At 43.9% G+C, this 17381-nt stretch carries 12 protein-coding genes and 1 pseudogene; 2 read left to right on the top strand and 11 right to left on the bottom strand.

Annotated elements, in window-relative coordinates:
- Positions 1-36: 36 nt before the first annotated feature.
- From NYR53_RS13025 to NYR53_RS13010, 4 genes are all read right to left on the bottom strand, one after another.
- Positions 37-849: a sporulation protein gene (locus tag NYR53_RS13025; RefSeq protein ID WP_261305566.1), complete on the bottom strand. Its 813-nt coding sequence runs from the start codon at positions 847-849 to the stop codon at positions 37-39.
- 44 nt (positions 850-893) lie between these two features.
- Positions 894-1469, bottom strand: coding sequence for a uridine kinase family protein (locus NYR53_RS13020; protein ID WP_261305565.1), 576 nt, complete (start codon positions 1467-1469; stop codon positions 894-896).
- Positions 1466-1957, bottom strand: a complete 492-nt coding sequence (locus tag NYR53_RS13015; protein ID WP_261305564.1) for a hypothetical protein — start codon at positions 1955-1957, stop codon at positions 1466-1468. Before NYR53_RS13015 ends, NYR53_RS13020 begins: the two co-directional genes overlap by 4 nt.
- A gap of 147 nt (positions 1958-2104) precedes the next feature.
- A complete protein-coding gene (locus NYR53_RS13010) occupies positions 2105-3274 on the bottom strand; it encodes an iron-containing alcohol dehydrogenase (protein ID WP_261305563.1) in 1170 nt (389 codons plus the stop codon).
- A 104-nt stretch (positions 3275-3378) separates the two neighbouring features.
- Between NYR53_RS13010 and NYR53_RS13005 the strand changes: the two genes are divergently transcribed.
- On the top strand, positions 3379-3717 hold the full coding sequence (locus NYR53_RS13005; RefSeq protein WP_261305562.1) for a L,D-transpeptidase: 339 nt from the start codon (positions 3379-3381) through the stop codon (positions 3715-3717).
- 54 nt (positions 3718-3771) lie between these two features.
- Here NYR53_RS13005 and NYR53_RS34645 read toward each other — a convergent pair whose 3' ends face one another.
- From NYR53_RS34645 to NYR53_RS12995, 3 genes and pseudogenes are all read right to left on the bottom strand, one after another.
- Positions 3772-4293: a sensor histidine kinase gene (locus tag NYR53_RS34645; protein WP_437180181.1), complete on the bottom strand. Its 522-nt coding sequence runs from the start codon at positions 4291-4293 to the stop codon at positions 3772-3774.
- Positions 4279-8967 (bottom strand): annotated as a pseudogene (locus tag NYR53_RS13000) (AAA family ATPase); the annotation flags it as partial. The pseudogene NYR53_RS13000 and the gene NYR53_RS34645, both read right to left, overlap by 15 nt.
- A 35-nt stretch (positions 8968-9002) precedes the next feature.
- Positions 9003-10649 (bottom strand): hydroxysqualene dehydroxylase, encoded by a 1647-nt coding sequence (locus NYR53_RS12995; protein ID WP_261305560.1) that lies wholly within the window; start codon positions 10647-10649, stop codon positions 9003-9005.
- 231 nt (positions 10650-10880) lie between these two features.
- Here NYR53_RS12995 and NYR53_RS12990 point away from each other — a divergent pair, with 231 nt between their 5' ends.
- A complete protein-coding gene (locus NYR53_RS12990) occupies positions 10881-12113 on the top strand; it encodes a PASTA domain-containing protein (protein ID WP_261305559.1) in 1233 nt (410 codons plus the stop codon).
- A 399-nt stretch (positions 12114-12512) separates the two neighbouring features.
- On the opposite strand, the gene NYR53_RS12985 is transcribed toward NYR53_RS12990, so the two are convergent.
- The 4 genes from NYR53_RS12985 to NYR53_RS12970 all read right to left on the bottom strand — a co-directional run bounded on the left by NYR53_RS12985 (position 12513) and on the right by NYR53_RS12970 (position 17380).
- Complete coding sequence (locus NYR53_RS12985) at positions 12513-13355, bottom strand: carbohydrate ABC transporter permease (RefSeq protein WP_261305558.1); 843 nt, start codon at positions 13353-13355, stop codon at positions 12513-12515.
- Between the two features lie 12 nt (positions 13356-13367).
- Entirely contained in the window at positions 13368-14246 is an 879-nt protein-coding gene (locus NYR53_RS12980) for a carbohydrate ABC transporter permease (RefSeq protein WP_261305557.1), read from the bottom strand.
- 83 nt (positions 14247-14329) lie between these two features.
- Entirely contained in the window at positions 14330-15664 is a 1335-nt protein-coding gene (locus NYR53_RS12975) for an ABC transporter substrate-binding protein (protein WP_261305556.1), read from the bottom strand.
- 126 nt (positions 15665-15790) lie between these two features.
- A complete protein-coding gene (locus tag NYR53_RS12970; RefSeq protein WP_261305555.1) occupies positions 15791-17380 on the bottom strand; it encodes a response regulator in 1590 nt (529 codons plus the stop codon).
- Position 17381: the final 1 nt, after the last annotated feature.

The following is a 17381-nucleotide window of genomic DNA, read 5'->3' as shown; positions in this document are numbered from 1 at the left end:
ACTACCCTACCGTTGGTGACAGCCTCTTCCTATGTATTACTCCAACAACTCGTCAAAGATCCCTCTGAACTGATCCGCTACAGCGGAAGAACCTTCCTCCAGCTCTTCACAGCTGAAAAAGTAGCGATGATGAGACTCATCCGTATCCAACATATCCGATAGAAATCCTCTGAAACCACGCGTTTTGCGATCGAACTCTAGGATGATCTCTACGCCGTCTTCATCTGGGTAGAAGATGAGTTCAAGTTCGTCCACTGAGCTGTGGTACTCACCATTTTTGTTGGGGACAAATTCAAACTTTTGAATAAAAGGTAAATGATAATTTCGTTGTAAATAAAACTCATTCTCCGCTTGATGCAAATGAAAACCGAGTTCTTCCAAAGCTTCAAAAACAACCACAGTATGCGGGTGTGCCTGAACTTCAATATCATCGCGATCCGAGGGATCAACTGCATTATCAATGTCTAAGCCTGTGCGCACCCAGATCGGGCTGACACCGATGGAGATTGGCGTCTCATGCGGCAAAATGAATTCAAAAGGAATTTCAATCGTTTCCCCCGGCTCAATAATGAGGCTTTCACCAAGCAAAATGTTGGCTATAACGATGGTTTCATTCTCCATACGAATTTCAGTGCGTCCATCGCGATTCGCATCTGTCTCTACAGGCTTCTTATATTCCGTCATGATTTGAAAGTAGATTTTATCCACCTTCTGCTCCACTTTTCCGCCTTTGGCAATAACGACGCCCTCAACCAGCTCTCCCGGAATAAAATCCTCCGTATGAAACTGTGTGTCGATATCGATGTTCCCAATCCCAACACTCGCTAACATTTTCTTGAAAAATGCCATTTTTGCTTCCCCCAGTTGATTAGTTGTTAATTGTCTATACGCGATCAGAACCGAGATTCCCGGTATGTTAATTCCCGTTGAATCCAATCAACAATGATTTGTCTCCCCCTATTCTCACTACTAGTACCATTAATAATAAGATCGGCATACCATTTTGTTGGTTCCACGTACTTATCATGACTGTGTCTAACAAGGTCCAAGTATTCAGCAACGATTTCATTTAAGTTACTTCCATCCTTCGAATCTCGCGCAATCCTTCTAACTAATCTCTCGTCAGATTCACAGTCGATATAAAACTTGTACGCTAGACGTTCTCTTACAACTTCAAAATGAAATATCAGAAATCCCTCAACGATTAATAGATTTAATTCGTTATTAAAAATTGCAGCATCAATATCGCCTATTAATCTTTCAACATCTACAGACTCCGGTTGATTAAAATCATCGTACTCTTTATTAGAGAAAGGTGCTCTAGTAACGGGCCTCATTTTCTTAAAGTATCTATCACTGTGTATGATTCGGACTTTGTAATGACTAAAATGTTCTAACAAGTACTGACTCCACGTCGTTTTTCCACTTCCTGAGCCTCCAGAGATACCTATGACAAGAGGTTTTTTCATGCTTGTTGTCCTTCACGATTTTTCTTGATGGATATTATACACCCGAGCATCCCTGAAAGAGCAATCCCAAAAACAAAACTGTATACATTGAAATAAATGGTGTTCGTATACTGATTGAACCATCCCCATCTATAAATAATTGAATTCGGATTGTTAGGTCCACCATTCAGTGTATCAAGATGCCATTTGACTTCGTTGATCTCTCCTAAAATACAAAAAATGAGGAGCAAGCTTATAAAAAAGATGATCAAACCTTTTTTTATCCTAGTTACTTTCTTAACGTTATAAAAAAACATCGAAATCATACCTAGTAACATCGCATATACGGGAATTGCAATAAACATGATGATGATCGCGGGATTACCATTCCCTGAAATTACGCCATTTGGCCTTGGTTCAAATGTCATTAGGTCTATTAAATAAAAACTTGAAGCACTAATGAACAACAAAATAAAAGCACCAATAATTCGAATTTTGATTACATCCACTCCCTTGAGACTTTACATAATATGGGTTGTCATCTTTAACTGTACACGATTAATAGCCATATCTCTACGAATTTATGCAATTTTAATGTTTGCAAAAATACAAAAGCTACCCCGCGTAGATTCATCTACATTGGGATAGCTTTTCTCTTAGACTAAAGATCGAATCAAAATATCTCTAACGGTTTCCCGCGTCATCATTTTGTATTGTCCCACTTTGTCCTTCATGAATGATTTATGGACTAATTCCTCAATTCTGGAATCATCAATCCCATAATCCCCTAATCGATTCGGCGCACCAAGGGAATTCCAGAAATTTCGCAGGGCCTCAATCCCTTCGAGTGCAATTTCATGATCTGTTTTATCCGATGGATCGATACCGAAAACAGCAATCGCCAGCTTCTTCATCCGCGAAGGATCTTCCTCCGCACAATGCTTCATCCAATTTGGGAAGACAATCCCAAGCCCTCCGCCATGCGGAATATCATAAACAGCGGACAGGCCATGTTCGATCTGATGAGATGCCCAGTCTCCGCCATCTGTGCCGCTGGACAGAAGCCCGTTAAAAGCTGTCGTTCCTGCATACATGATCGTTGCTCTATGCTCATAGCTGGTAAGATCTGCAAGCAGCTTCGGTGCAGCTTCAATGACTGTCAAAAGGACTGACTCCATGAAACGATCAATCATAGGTGTGTTCTCCGTCCGATGGAAGTACTGCTCCAGCACGTGCGACATCATATCCACGATGCCATAAACCGTCTGATCCTTAGGTACAGAGTACGTGTACGCAGGGTCTAAAATAGAGAAAGCCGGATAAGAAAAAGGGCTGCTCCAACCACGTTTTTCATTTTTCTCCCAATGGGTGATGACGGAAATATTATTCATCTCAGAACCTGTAGCCGCAAGTGTTAAAACCGTTCCGAAAGGAAGCGCTTTGTGAGGCACAGCTTTCCGAGTAATGATGTCCCAAACATCCCCGTCATAATATACCCCCACGGAAATCGCTTTGGCACAATCAATCACACTGCCCCCGCCAACGGCCAAAATGAGCTCGATTTGCTTATCGCGGCAAATTTCTATCCCTTTCCGTACAGTGCCCAGCCGCGGATTAGGCTCCACTCCAGACATTTCAAACACTTCTGCTTGCATATGTGTAAGCTGTTCCATAACAGCATCGTATACGCCATTTTTCTTAATGCTTCCTCCGCCATACACAAGCAATACTCGCTTGCCCGTCGTACCAAGTTCCTGCTGCAGCTGCTCTATTTGACCTTGGCCAAACCATAATTTTGTTGGATTAAACTGTAGAAATGTTTGCATGACTGTTTCTCCTTCAGTGACTGATATCTACAGCAGTATATCACAAGTAATTTCATTATCGAAATCGTTACAATTTACATAGAATAGCTTGAGGTGACAATCCTATGCCCAATTACCGAATTATTGTTGATCTTTCTGACTTTCAATTATATCTTTTGGATGCAAACATCGTTGTACGTGGATTCCCAGTTGGTATTGGTAAAATGCTAACCAACACACCGACGGGTGAATTTTTTATTATCAATAAGCAGCCAAATCCAGGCGGCCCTTTCGGCGTATTCTGGATGGGTTTAAGTAAACCACATTATGGTATCCATGGCACGAATGATCCTTCCTCCGTAGGCAAGAGAACATCTCACGGCTGTATTCGCATGTATAACGATGATGTGCTTGAGTTAGCTGCACTTGTGCCGATTCACACCAGAGTGACCATTCGACCTTAACCCAAAAAACCGTACACTGCACACAGAATCATGTGAAGTATACGGTTCTCGGTTCTAAATCCGATGCACAGGTAACGAGAACGAGATGCTGCAGCCTTTGCCAAGGCGGCTTTCCGCCCAAATTTGCCCGCCGTGATACTGCACGATCTCCTTAGCAATCGCGAGTCCCAGGCCGCTGCCGCCCGACGTGCTGCGGGATTTGGACACTTTGTAGAACCGTTCAAAGATATGCGGAAGATCCTCTTCGCTAATCCCCACGCCGGTATCGGTAACCCGAATCACTAACTCGCTCGGCTCATCCTTGATTTCCACGTGAACATCAATGAATCCGCCTCTAGTGGAAAACTTAATGGCATTGTACAAAATATTCGCATACACCTGTTCAATACGATCTGTATCTACCGTTAAGAGCAGTTCCTCGCCTTCTGAATGTGCCATGTTTAGCGTATAGGTAATTCCAGCATTCGCTGCATCCAGCTCATACTTCGCAAAAAGCTGGCGAACCATCGTTCCGCATGAGGTTGGGGCTAGCTGGAAATGGAACTGTTTAGTCTCAAGACGACTTAACTGATACAGATCCGTAATGAGCCGCTGAATGCCGACAATCCGCATGTGAACGACCGAAAGGTACTTTCTCTGTTCCTCAGGCTCTTGAATAACCCCATCTAGAATAGCCTCAACATAACCCTGAATGGACGTAAGCGGCGTGCCCAAATCATGGGAAATATTAGACAGCAGGTCGCGACGCGACGTCTCCATCAAGATCAATTCGTTCGTCCGTTCTTTGACTTTGGACTCCAAATCATTATAGAGTCTTGCATTCTCGATCGAAATTGCCGCCTGAGCAGACAACAGCTTGATAATATCAAGTCGGTCTGAAGTAAAGGCATTACGAATCAAATTATTTTCAAGATAAAAGACACCGACTAGATTGCCCTGATGCAGGATCGGCTCACAGAAGATCGATTTACTCTCCGTTGCCCGAATATATGGATCATGTGTAAAGAATCCCTTATTCTCGGCATCATCGAGTACAACGCCTTCCTTGGTTCTTGCCACGAATTGAATCACAGCCGTCGGGAGATCTTCTCTTGTTTCTAGTAGAACAGAGCTTACGGTACAGGAATCCTTGCCGTCAATGGCATGCATCTCAGCCTCCACGAATAAGCTGTCGCGCTCCTTCAAGACAAGGATGCTTCTCTCCGCGCCAGACGAATAGGTCACAATTTCCATTAACCGCTTGATCAATTGCTCCAAGTTCACTTCACTCGACAATGACCTAGACGTGTTCATAATCGTCATAAAATCAAGCGCCTGCAGTGAATAATCACTTATTTTGGTCGTGCCCCAATCCTTTGACTCCTTGAGTGATGTTAAATAGGCTGGATAACGCAGCATTAACTCCTCCGCCTTAGCCTTCGCACCCCAGCTTAGATAACCGTAATAAGCATCGACGAAATAGGTTTTGGCAATCTTTTCACGGCCAGCTTCCTTATACATCTTCCCTGCTAGCTCACAGGCAATCGCCTCATGTTGGATGAAACCCTGCTCCCTTGCTTGCCGGATTGACGTTTCGTATTCTTGCTCCGCTTTGTGAAAATGGCCTGTTACCCGGTTCCACTCCGCATGCATTAATAGGCTAATATGCAAAAAGTTTTCCGGACAATGGGCAGCCCATTTATCCATCTTGCGAAGCATCTTTTTCATCTGTTTGGCCATCATCTTCTGCTCTAACATTGCAGCCTCTTTATATTTTGCAGCTATAGACAAGGCATAGTAGAAATAGTTCTCAGGAATATGAAACAGCCCGAAAGAAACAGACTGCATAGGTTCCGCATCTTTACCAAACTTTAAAGCTTCCTCATATTGGCCAAATAAATAATACAGCATCATTTTTTTAACGGTATACTCATGAAAAATGACTTGGTTCGGGTGGATCTCCAGCTTTCGGACAAATTGATCTTCATCTTCCTCATCCTTGCCGACAATTAAGGGATTCTCAGACTTCCCTTCCAAATTATGAATGACCTTACCGAGCATTTCTAACATAAGAAGGGTGTCATGATGATTGGTCTGTTCCAATATCCGATAATTTTTAGCTAGATCTTCTTGCACTTCCGAAAGTACAACACCTTGAAAATCCTTCATCAAAACCTGATAAGTGAGGGCATATCCTGCGAAAACCAAGTCCCCATCTTCGATCCCGCTTCGGAACGACTCCTTTAAATGCTCCAAACAGAGCTGCAGAGGTTTAACCCAAGGTGTGACGAACAAACCAAAAGAGAAATGGCTTTTGCTGCGGAATTGATGGGATTGAAATCTGGCATTCATGCGATCACCAAGCTGCCCATATTGGTAGCCCAGCTGATAATCCCCGAAGCCTGAGCCCAGAATCAAGCCATAAGATCCATATACATATGCCATCATGGGCGTATTGCCATACTTCAAAGCATGCTTCGTCATGATGAACATGAACAAAACAAACAAATTCGTATTCACGAAATAGGCGGAAATGGCAATACTCATCATTAAATTCATCAGTTTGGTTCTGTATTCATCTTCCATTATCGGTAAATCGTACAGCTGCAGCGTATTCTTCCGTCCAATCATTGCTTTTAGCTTCATATATTCGAGAAAAATGTTCACGCCAGTAGGTTCTTTAGATATGCGGATACCTTGTTCAGCTAAGGCTTTCAATCCGACTTCCACACTTTTATGCTGCTTTCCGACGTTCGTGTACAGAATCACTTGTAAGTTATATATTTCTAACTTAAGTTCGTTCGTACGGGCATCTACAAGCAGTTCTTCATACGATATCTCGGCTTCATCCGCCTGACCATTCAGATAAAGCACTTCTGACTTCTCCAGTCGAATGGAAAAGCTAAGGTCATTTAACTCCGCACCCTCTACCAACTTCAGCAAGGCTAATGCTTTATTGTAATACTGCAATGCTGAACGATAGGCATTCGAGGATTTAGCTTTGCGGCCTGCAGCAAAATTAAATTCTAGAAGCTGGATAAGCTCCTTCCGCTCCGTTAGTAAGTTAGATCCAATATTCATATGGTTGACGATATCGAATAACCGGGGCTCGGCCTGATCTTCAGTTAAATGCTCCAACAGCTGATGTGCGATGTTCAAGTGCATCTCTGGCAGCATGGATTCCTCAATAGAACCATAGACGGCTTCTTGAATGGAATCATGCACAAACATAAAACGTATGTCCCGTGCAGTGGAGTTCCCTTGGATCTCGATAAAAAACTTATAATCCGTACCAACTGGTATCATCAAACCGTTTTGAATAGCTATTTCCAACTCGTGCAGAACATCAGTAAAGGACATCTTAGCAATAATACCAAGCGCTTCCAGGTCAAAAGAGGCCCCCAAACAAGCAGCTAGCCGCATTAAGTATTGCGTTCTTGGCGGCATGCGCTGCAGCTTCTCAGCGAGTAGGAACATAAGATTATCGGTAATTCTAAGCTTCTGAATTTCAACTATATCCCATATCCAACGATTAACTTCATAATTAAAGGTAAGTAAATTTTGTTCGTGTAAGGCTGTTAAAAATTGTTTGACGAAAAAAGGATTCCCTCCGGTTTTTTGCAGAACAAGCTGAGCCAGCTCAACTACCTGCTGCTCTTCCGTTTTCAACGACTCCGCAATCAACTGCTTGACATCCGCAATTTCCAGTGGCTGCAAAATAATCCGTTCCGTAACAAGGCGCTCTGGGAGCTTATCCAGCAATTGAACACGGGTAGACGATAACCAATTAGTGTCATACTCGCTTCGATAGGACCCTATGAAAAGGAAATACTTCATTTGTGAATCGTTCAATAGCAGGTCAAGAAAGTGCAAGGAGGCCGCATCTGCCCACTGCAAATCATCGAGAAACAACACGATGGGCCGGTCCTTCACACAGAAGATTAGCAGAAATTGCTGCAATAAGAAGTGCAATCGATTCTGTGTTTCTTGTGGGGGAAGCTGCTTCGCAATGGGCTGCTCACCGATTAGGAGCTCAAGGTCCGGAACGAGATCCGTCAGTACTTTGCCGCTCGTTCCCAGTACTTTCAGCAAACGTCCGCGATACTCTTCGATTTGATGATCTTTCTCCGTCAGAAGCTGACGGACTAACTGACGCAATGCCCTAGACAACGCATGATACGAGACATGTTGTTTGTTAGGCTCGAATCGGCCTGATAAGAACCATGCGTTGTCCTTCATGATCGTCTTCATCGTCTCGGCGATGAGAAACGATTTGCCATAACCAGATTCCCCCGTTACCCAAACGGCCTCCAGCGATCCATGCACCGCACGTCCATAAACATGCAGCAGATTTTCGATTTCTTGTGCTCGTCCGTACAGCCCTTGGGGTATCTGGAACATGTCCGTCATGTCATAGAGACCTACAGTAAAATCCGTCATTTCTTCCCCGGAATTGCTAAGCATCAAGACGTGCTCGAGATCCTGAATAATGCCGTAGGCGCTTTGGTATCGCTCTTCCGCATTTTTGGCCAGAAGCTTCATAACAATATCGGATAGCGGCTTCGGTATGCCCATCCGTAAGTTTTCGGGAGGAGTCGGTGTCACGGCAAAATGGCTATGAATCAGCTCCACCGGATCTTCCGTTTGAAATGGAAGACGTCCAGTGAGCATTTCATAGAATGTGACCCCTAAGGAATAATAGTCCGTTCGGTAATCGATAATACGATTCATACGACCTGTCTGCTCAGGCGACATATAGCTTAGCGTTCCTTCTAGCATTAACGGGTCCAGCATTTCTTGACGCTCTCTCGTAAAAGAGGAAATGCTGAAATCTGCCAGTTTCATGATCTGCTTATCGGGATTAATAATAATGTTGCTAGGCTTAATATCCTTATGTATGACGTACCGTTGATGAATATCCCCAACAATTTTGACCAATTGAATTGCAGCTACGAGAAAGGCTTGAATAGACTGACGAAACATAGGGAAATAAGCCGATAAGGTCTCACCGTCAAAGTCTTCCAAAATGAGAGCTAAGCTGTTTTGATACTTGGGTAGCGCGAGTGGCTTAACAATGCCGGGAAAGTCTAGCATGATGCCAATCTCATACTCACGTTTCAATCTCGCGATATCTGCTGATACTGGAAAGTCAGATCGCAAGGTTTTGATAATTACTTTTTCCATAGATGGCTTATGAACAGCACGATAAAGTACAGTCCGTTCGCCTTGATAGATTTGTCTGATCAACTCGTATTCAGGCAAAATTAGCATAAAATCCTCCTAGTAAAACTAGCTGCTAGGTATTCCTAAAAAAGCTTTCCATCCCAAGGAAGCCCCTTTTCAAACCGTCGCTTGTCATGATGATGAAAAGGTTTCAATAAATCAATATGCCCCAGCTCAAATGTGTACATCTCCCATATTTCGCAAGGCTCTTCCGCAGAATCATCTTGTTGTAGTATGGCATTAACTGCGCGTCTCGCCGCTTCATTAGCGCCTTCCATCGTCGCAAGGTTCGTATTCGTACGTACGTAATCAGCAGCAAGGAACAGATTCGGTATTGCGGTATACGCTTCAGGACGGTCATCCCAAGTACCCACACGATTAATAAGGAGGGGTTCCATATTCGTGCATGCATGTTCGGGATTCTCAAATTGAATATCCGTATCCAAGAACCAAGAATGCAGAACATCGTCTTCTAAGATAACGGCGCCATCCACGTTCAAACTTAATTTCATCTGTGCCCATACTTCGGCTTTGATCTCTTCAGCCGTGCAATGTGTAGCCGATTTACCGAATAATATCCCAGGAGAATCCCAGTCCGAAATATCGACGGATAAAACGCCCTTCACTGTGCCATCACCATACTGGCTAAGGTCGACGTCCGGCCAAAATTGCTTCTGGGATACCGAAGTCAGCGACCAAGGTGCATCTAAGTATATAACATGTCCATGTGTGATAGGCAGTTCTTCCTTCAAATAAAACTGAATGCCATTCATCCATGCGACGGAATCAACAAGCTTCTGCACACCTACAAGTGTAGGATCGGCTTGCACCATAGCGTCCGTAATGAATTTACCCATCACTTCAACGGGGAATGCAGCTATGTAATAATCAGCTTCTACATGGAAGGTCTTACCGTTCTCTGTCACCTTCGCACTGCGAATAACGCCATCCACACAATCGATGCTTTCAACTTTTGCCTCTAGATGGTAATCAACTCCCTGTTCTCGTAAAAATGTGAGCCAAGGGTTCACCCATTTGTCATTCGTAGGACCGTTCAAGAGACGAACGAAGCTCGTACCTGGTGTTGTGATGTCTAGTGTCATTTGAACAGCTACAGGGCCTACAGTTTGCGTATTTGCAATTTTGGATTGACAGGCAACGAGGGTTTTGGTGAATCCAGCGAATATTTTTTGAAATGCAGGGGATTGTTGATCCGCTTCAATGAAATTCCACCAATCGATGAGGTTATATTCCTCGCGAATGCGTTCATCACAGCTCGTCATAACTTGCCATAGCTTACGTCCGTATTGCTCCAGATCATCCATACTTAGACCTAAACCATTATCGAATAAATCTCTGATGACCACCATAAAATTGTCTAAGCTAAATTCAATTTTGGCGAGCAGCGGCAATAGCGGTGCAGTATAGGTGGCAATATCTAACCGAGTCACTTCTGTTAAGTTATCATATACGGTGCCATTCTCATAGGGAATTCGTTTCAAAGTATCGATGACATGTCTGTAAAAGCGAGGAAATAACCGGAAACCGTGTTCACCTGGTAGGTCCTTCCTCCCGCCAGTTCCGCTGCCTATGAAAGGCATACTTCTCGCTTTCCCGCCTGGAATACTTTTAAATTCGTAGACAGACACATCGTAGCCTCTTACAATCAATTCATGCGCGGCACTCATTCCGGCAACACCGCCGCCCAAAATAACGACTTTTTTCAACACAGTTCCCCCTCATATTGGATCAAATTGTAAAAATTTCTGTAAAACTATCATATCATCTAGGTCATTTGAATCATAGACTTTTAGCTATACCTTTCAACTCAATTTTCTCAAGCTTGTTCCAAAAAGGAGGAAAAAGGTGTACAGTAAATACCTAAATTCCTATATCCCGCCGAATCATATATAATAAAGGCAACTCCTAATGATGCCATCAAGAGAGAGGATGGATATTCCATGCATAAAAAGATGGGTACACGATATGTGCCAGATACACAGATCGTCGCATTACCTCATGGCACTCTGCGTTACGGCGATGATTTATTTCTAACTCGAAAGGTTCTCCTTTATCAAATAGAGCTTCAACCTGGACAGATCGGTGAAGATTACATTCGAACCCTTCATCATAAAGCAGCTTTCATACATGACGGATTTCAACATATCCTGGATACATCTGTAGAAGAAGATTCGGTTACGATCATTCTGCAAGCCAAGCCAGGCTCACTATTCTCCAACCATGTTAATAAGAAAAATATGTCTTTCCACACCATCATAGCCATGATTGCTGATCTAGGGGTTTCCTTGCTTGACGCGATGGAGGAACGTATAACAGGATTTTCAGTAGGCGCTGAAAACTTATGGTTAGATGATCACGGCAAACTTTCCGTCATTAACTATTGGGACAAATGCGATCCGCAGGCACAAGGTGCCATCGGGCTTTGTCGGTTGATGATTCAGCTCTTTACCGGCGCTGAGACGATTACCGGCGCTTTTGATGTGATGCATACACATCTGGAGCGCGCGCCTATTCCATCTGCGACATATGAGCAGAAATTAGCTTTAATTAAGCTGATTAAGCTCGTCTGCCAAGGTCACGCATCACTTTCTTCGTTGATTTTTGGATTGCGGAGTTTACCATCTTCCGGTCAAAAACAGGACGTGGGGCCTAGCCACAAACAAATTCATTACCAAAACCCGAGTAACATTCAAAACCACGGGGTGGATGAGGTTGATGTTGAGGATGAGGTAGAGGAAGTTGCACCCGCAGCTAAAAAGCGACATCAATCAATGAGCGCTTTAAGTAAGGCAGGGATAGGAGCAATTGCTATTTTGGTCGTCGTCTTGGTCACGGTTTGGGCACTTTGGCCATCTTCCAAAACAAAGACCGTAGTTGTGGTACCTATACCAACCTCCACACCTGTTGCGCCTACAAATACACCAGCCCCCTCTACCACGAAGCCACTCGGAGATTCCAACAAACAAACCGAGGAAGTCGCAATACCGAACTTGGTTGGTCTATCTCAAGCTGATGCCGAGGCGCAAGCTTTGGCTGCAGGTCTGCATTACAATTTTTTGATTGAAGCAAATGATAAGCCAAAGGGAACCGTCATTAAACAAGATCCAAAGTCAGGTACGAAAGGCTTGCAGGGCGACAATGTTACGTTTTGGGTTAGCAAAGGGAGTCAGTGATATGATTTTGGCGGTCGTGTTTTTCGCGATTGAGCCGTTTCTATATGTAGTGGGCTGTCCCAAAAGTCATATTTGGAATATTTCAGCTCCCTCATCGCGAATTTAGATGCCTCAATACGACTTCCATTGGAGTTAATCCAGTGAAAGTCGGAATTTGTCTGCGTGGAAGTCAATTCCATTGGATTTATTCCAATAAAATTACGAATTTCGAAGCCTTAGAGTCGATTCCATTGGAAAATTCCAATGGAAGTTTCGTGCTGAATACCATTTCGAGTGTCCCAAAAGGTCAAAAACGTTAAAGGGCTGTCCTCAAGTAGATTCATTACCTACTTTTGGGACAGCCCCATTCATTTTTACCTTTTAAAGATCAACTTAACAACTCTGCAATACGCAGCAGTCCTACCCTTTCACAGCAGAACCTACGGTTAACGCTTTCTCCACTTGCTCACTAAAAAGTACATACACAAGCACAGTTGGCAAGCTCGCAATCGTCATCGCCGCGCCCATCGCCCCCCAGTTGGTGGTGAACTGACCTTGGAAGAAGAGCAGTCCGAGCGGCAATGTTTTCAAGGATTCTTTGGTAATCAAAATTAATGCCATCGTAAATTCATTCCATGCCGACAAGAAGATGAAGATCACCATCGTTGCAATTGCTGGTTTAATAATCGGCAATATGATCGTATAGAAGGTCCGGTAAATACTGGCCCCATCCATACAAGCGGATTCTTCCAGCTCAACCGGAATACTGCGGAAAAAGCCGTAGAAAACCATGCTGGAGAATGAAATATTGAAGGCAATATAAGGCACGATCAGCGCCCAATACGTGTTCGCCAAATGGAATTCCCGTACAAGTATCGCTAGTGGAATCATAATAACTTGCACAGGGATGAACATCCCGATCACGACATAAATGCGAGCGGCTTCCTTCCAGCGCCACTGCATTCTGGCAACGGCATAGGAGAACGTAACAGAAAGTACAATCGTGCCTACAACGGTCGCCGCTGCTACAAGCAAGCTGTTGCTGAAGTAGACGGGAACATTAAACCTTGACCAAGCATCCACATAGTTCTCGAAACGTAGATGTGTCGGAAAACCGAATGGATTCGATACGAAGATTTCATTGTTATTTTTAAGCGAATAAAAGACCATCCACAGCAGTGGATACACCGACAACCCCGCATATACCCATAAGAAGATGCCCAGGAGCGGATTCTTTTTACGCAATTTGAGTATTCCGTTCATCTGTCATCCCCCTTAAAATGTAATCCGTTCTCTGGCGATCAGTCGGTTTATAGCCAAAGTCACAATTAAGCATTCGATGACCAAGAAAGCAGCCGCGGCGCTTCCATAGCCGAATTCACCAACGCGGAACGCCGAGCGGTACATGAGATAGGTCAATGTGTACGTGGAATTCCCTGGGCCCCCGCCCGTCATAATGAACATATTGGCGAAAGCATTCAACCCGCCTGTAATCGCCAGAACCAAACAAAACTTATATGTTTCAGCCAGCATTGGTATCGTAATCGCCATGTGTGCTTTGAACTTCGATGCTCCATCAATACGCGCAGCCTCTAGATATTGCTCCGGAACGGACTTTACTGCCGCCAGCAGCAACGCGAATTGGTAACCCATGTACTGCCAAGCATTCACGAAGGCAATGGCGAAAATCGCTGTTTTGTTGTTCGTCAGCCAATCCTGACGATACGAGATCCCGAGAGCTTCAAATATTTTATTAATCAAGCCGTACTCACTGTTATACATAGCTAACCACAGCTGACATACCACCGTAATAGAAAGAACCACAGGAATGAAGTAGCTAATTCTTAGAAACTTGCTTCCTCTGAACCCTTCTGCGACGGCAAAAGCAAGCACGGTGCCGATCCCGATTTGCACGATAGCCAAAATACCGGCAAAAACGAAACCATTGTAAAGCGAAGTGTAGAAAATACTGTCTTGAAACAAACGAATGTAGTTATCCAGAAAAATAAAAGTGCCTTCGCTTAACCCATCCCACTCGAATGTACTGCGATAGAAAGTTTGCAAAATCGGATAAAACACAATAACTGTATACAAAAGGAGTGCCGGCAGTGTGAAAAGCATAATAGCTGCCTTATTTCCCATGAATTTGCGCATGTCATCACTTCCCTTTTTTAGTAGAAAACTCACACCGGCTCAGAGCGATCCAGTGTGAGTCTCCTTTTCCATAGAAACTTCGTTTATTTCGCTGTTACTGCCGCTTTATTCAAATCTTTCACGAATTGATCCGCTGTATAATTACCAGTCATCAGGTTTTGCGTAGCATCTTCAAGCGCTGCTTTGAACTTCGGATTGGACAATCCCCAAGAGAACGCTGTTGTGCTTGTGATTTTCGGAATATCTTTGGAAAGCTGATCCATCATCGGTGGGAATGGCTTCACAATCGGTTTATCTACTTTTGTTGCTACAATTGGATTACTGCGGTTCGTGAATTTGTACTCCGCATATTTCAAGGAGAGGAAGGATGCCACTTTCGCTGCAAGCTCTTTATCCTTGGTGTTGGCAGATACCGCATATCCACCAGGACCGCCGCTGCCGCTGAATGCTGTTTTGCCTTTTTCATAAGCGGCTGCATCTGCAGCTGGAAGGTACATGTAGCCAGCCTTGTCACCAAGCGCTTTCGTCGCCGCTTCGATTTCCCACTGACCGTTAATGAACATCGCTGCTTTGCCTTCATGATAGAGCGCTGCTGCTTGATCGTAGTTCAAGTTCGTAGCGCCTTTTGGCAGCATGCCTGCTTTAACCAGCTCGATAAGTTTCTCAGCAGCTGTTTTGTAAGCTGTATCATCTGCTTTGGCAAGACCTTTATCAAGCTTCGTCACACCAGCGGGTTCAGCGCGTGAAACGAACATGTCATAAAGGGCTACGCAGGGCCATTTTTCTTTCGCAAAAATGGATAGTGGCGTAATGCCTTTCGCATTGAACGCTTTAACAGCCGTCATCATTTCATCATAAGTAGTCGGCACTTTCACACCATTTTGTTGGAACAAATCTTTGTTGTAGTAAAGAAGAGCTACTTCGTTACCAGCATAAGGGAAAGCATAAGTATGTCCATCATCTGTAACGAGCGTGTTCATTGCGCTTGGCTGCATTTTGTCTTTGAAGCCAAATTTCGTCACGTATTCATCCAGAACTAAAATATTATTGGATTTTTTAAACGTATCAATAATGTCTAGTCCTGCTTGGAAAATGTCAGGTAGATTGCCTGTTGCTGCATAAGTCTTCAGCTTTTGGCCATCATCTTGCGCTTGAATATCAAGTTCCAGCTCAACATTCGGCATTTCCTTCTTCAATTCCGCAACCGCATAGTCATAAGGTGTTTTCGTATCTTCATCGGCGTACTGGGCATAAATTCTAAGTTTGACCGGCTTTGCATCCGACTTCACGGGTGCTGCTGTTGCTGCAGCCGTTGGCGCGCTTGTTGCACCTGCATCTTTGGTTGTGTTTGTAGTTCCGCAAGCTGCAAGGCTAGTAGCCGCGAGCAAGCTTACGAGAGTGACTGCCATTTTTTTCATTTGTTGGACCTCCCAGGCATCATATGCTTTTCTCTTCTTTACAACCTGAGTATAAAAGGAAAAACCCCTTATGATAATGGAATAATCGAGGGGTTCTTGTAAAATCCGCACATTTAGGAAATTTCATTATAAGCGGTTATTTTCATACTCACTAGGGGAATAACCAAAAAATTTCTTGAAACTTTTACTAAAGTAACTAGGATCGTTAAAGCCGATTTGTTCAGCAATATCCGCAAGGCGTATGTTTCCTTTACCCAGTAAATCCTTCGCTTTATGCATACGAACATGCGTGACATAATCGGTCACCGTCATGCCGATTTCCTTCTTGAAAACAGCCCGCAGATAGCTGGGATTGATAAACACCTGCTGCGCAATTTGATCCAATTGCAGTTCGGGATCTCCATAATACAGCTCGATATATTCTTTGGCGGATTGGGCAATTTTCGACGATCGGGTCTTTCGGTGTTTACCCGTATAAAGGATCGCTTGATTGAACAATTCCTTGATCCATAGGGATGTAGCATCAATAGATTCCAACCGTTTGATTTCACTATAGGGAAAAAAGGCTTCTCCGAAGCAGTCTTCAATCGGGTGCCCCGTTTCCGTTACATAAGACAAACAAACAGAAATAAGTCCCATGCTAATGACATAGGTGTAATCTAAAGATAGCCGCTGATCACGAATCGATTGGAAAATTTCTTCCAACTTAGCATCTACCTTATCCCCGTTTTGCATACGTAATTGAACGAGCAGCTCTTCATTCACTTCTGTGGGATAAAAGGCTTGCGTCCCTGACTCCAAGGCTCCTGACCCGTAGGCAATAACACGATCATTCCCCAGCACAAACTTATTTTGCAACGCTTCAAGCGCCTCCAAATAGGAAGTACGGATCCCCCGATAACCGGATTGACTACGACCAACACCGACCGTAATCGTAAATTTCAAATATTTCTTGATCAGGAAACACAATTTTTCATAACCGCCTAACGCAGGAGTTTCATGCTCACCATTCCCTTGGTGCTCCACCAAACAAATAATGCGCCCCTCTGGCCCATTAAATATCAAATGATTCTCCGTTTCCTCCAGCGCCTCGTTCAGAATGTTCGTCACCGCATATTTCCAAAGCAATCGTTCACTCACTTTGTTCCATTTGAGATCCATGTTATCAATTTCTATACAAGCCACCACAAAACGGAGGGAGTCGAAGGATTCCCCAAATTGCTGAAGTCTTGAACTTGTTTCCTCATCGGAATGGTTGTAATCACTGCTTAACAAATAATTAAGAAAACTCTCCTTCATCAACAGCTGATTTTCCTTCAACGTGGACTTCTCTTCCTGAGCCCGCTGATGCTCCTTCTGAAGCTTAAGTAGCGTCAGCACCAATTCATCCTTCGAAAATGGCTTCAGAATGTAATCTTCAACACCAAGCTTAAGTGCCTTTCGAGCGTAATCAAATTCGTTATGGCCCGTAATCAGCACCACGCTTGTAGCTGGATATTGCTGCTTCAAGTGCTCGGTCAGCGTAAGTCCATCCATAAACGGCATGGTAATATCCACAAGGGCAATATCTGGACGATGCAAGTCGACTTGCTCCAACGCCTCGACCCCATTTTTGGCTTCCGCACATATTTCAAACCCATAAGCTTCCCAATCTAATGCCGTACGCAAGTATTCGCGGAAAATGGATTCATCATCAACAATTAATATTTTCTGCATA

It is taken from the genome of Paenibacillus andongensis (genome assembly GCF_025369935.1).
GTDB lineage: Bacteria > Bacillota > Bacilli > Paenibacillales > NBRC-103111 > Paenibacillus_E > Paenibacillus_E andongensis.
The sequence above is the reverse complement of the archived record's forward strand: the minus strand, read 5'-3'. Positions and strand labels throughout refer to the sequence as shown.

Coding starts and splice junctions, on each gene's coding strand:
- NYR53_RS13025 (WP_261305566.1), bottom strand. CDS start 849: ATGGCATTTTTCAAGAAAATGTTAGCGAGTGTTGGGATTGGGAACATC.
- NYR53_RS13020 (WP_261305565.1), bottom strand. CDS start 1,469: ATGAAAAAACCTCTTGTCATAGGTATCTCTGGAGGCTCAGGAAGTGGA.
- NYR53_RS13010 (WP_261305563.1), bottom strand. CDS start 3,274: ATGCAAACATTTCTACAGTTTAATCCAACAAAATTATGGTTTGGCCAA.
- NYR53_RS13005 (WP_261305562.1), top strand. CDS start 3,379: ATGCCCAATTACCGAATTATTGTTGATCTTTCTGACTTTCAATTATAT.
- NYR53_RS12990 (WP_261305559.1), top strand. CDS start 10,881: ATGCATAAAAAGATGGGTACACGATATGTGCCAGATACACAGATCGTC.
- NYR53_RS12985 (WP_261305558.1), bottom strand. CDS start 13,355: ATGAACGGAATACTCAAATTGCGTAAAAAGAATCCGCTCCTGGGCATC.
- NYR53_RS12980 (WP_261305557.1), bottom strand. CDS start 14,246: ATGCGCAAATTCATGGGAAATAAGGCAGCTATTATGCTTTTCACACTG.
- NYR53_RS12975 (WP_261305556.1), bottom strand. CDS start 15,664: ATGAAAAAAATGGCAGTCACTCTCGTAAGCTTGCTCGCGGCTACTAGC.
- NYR53_RS12970 (WP_261305555.1), bottom strand. CDS start 17,380: ATGCAGAAAATATTAATTGTTGATGATGAATCCATTTTCCGCGAATAC.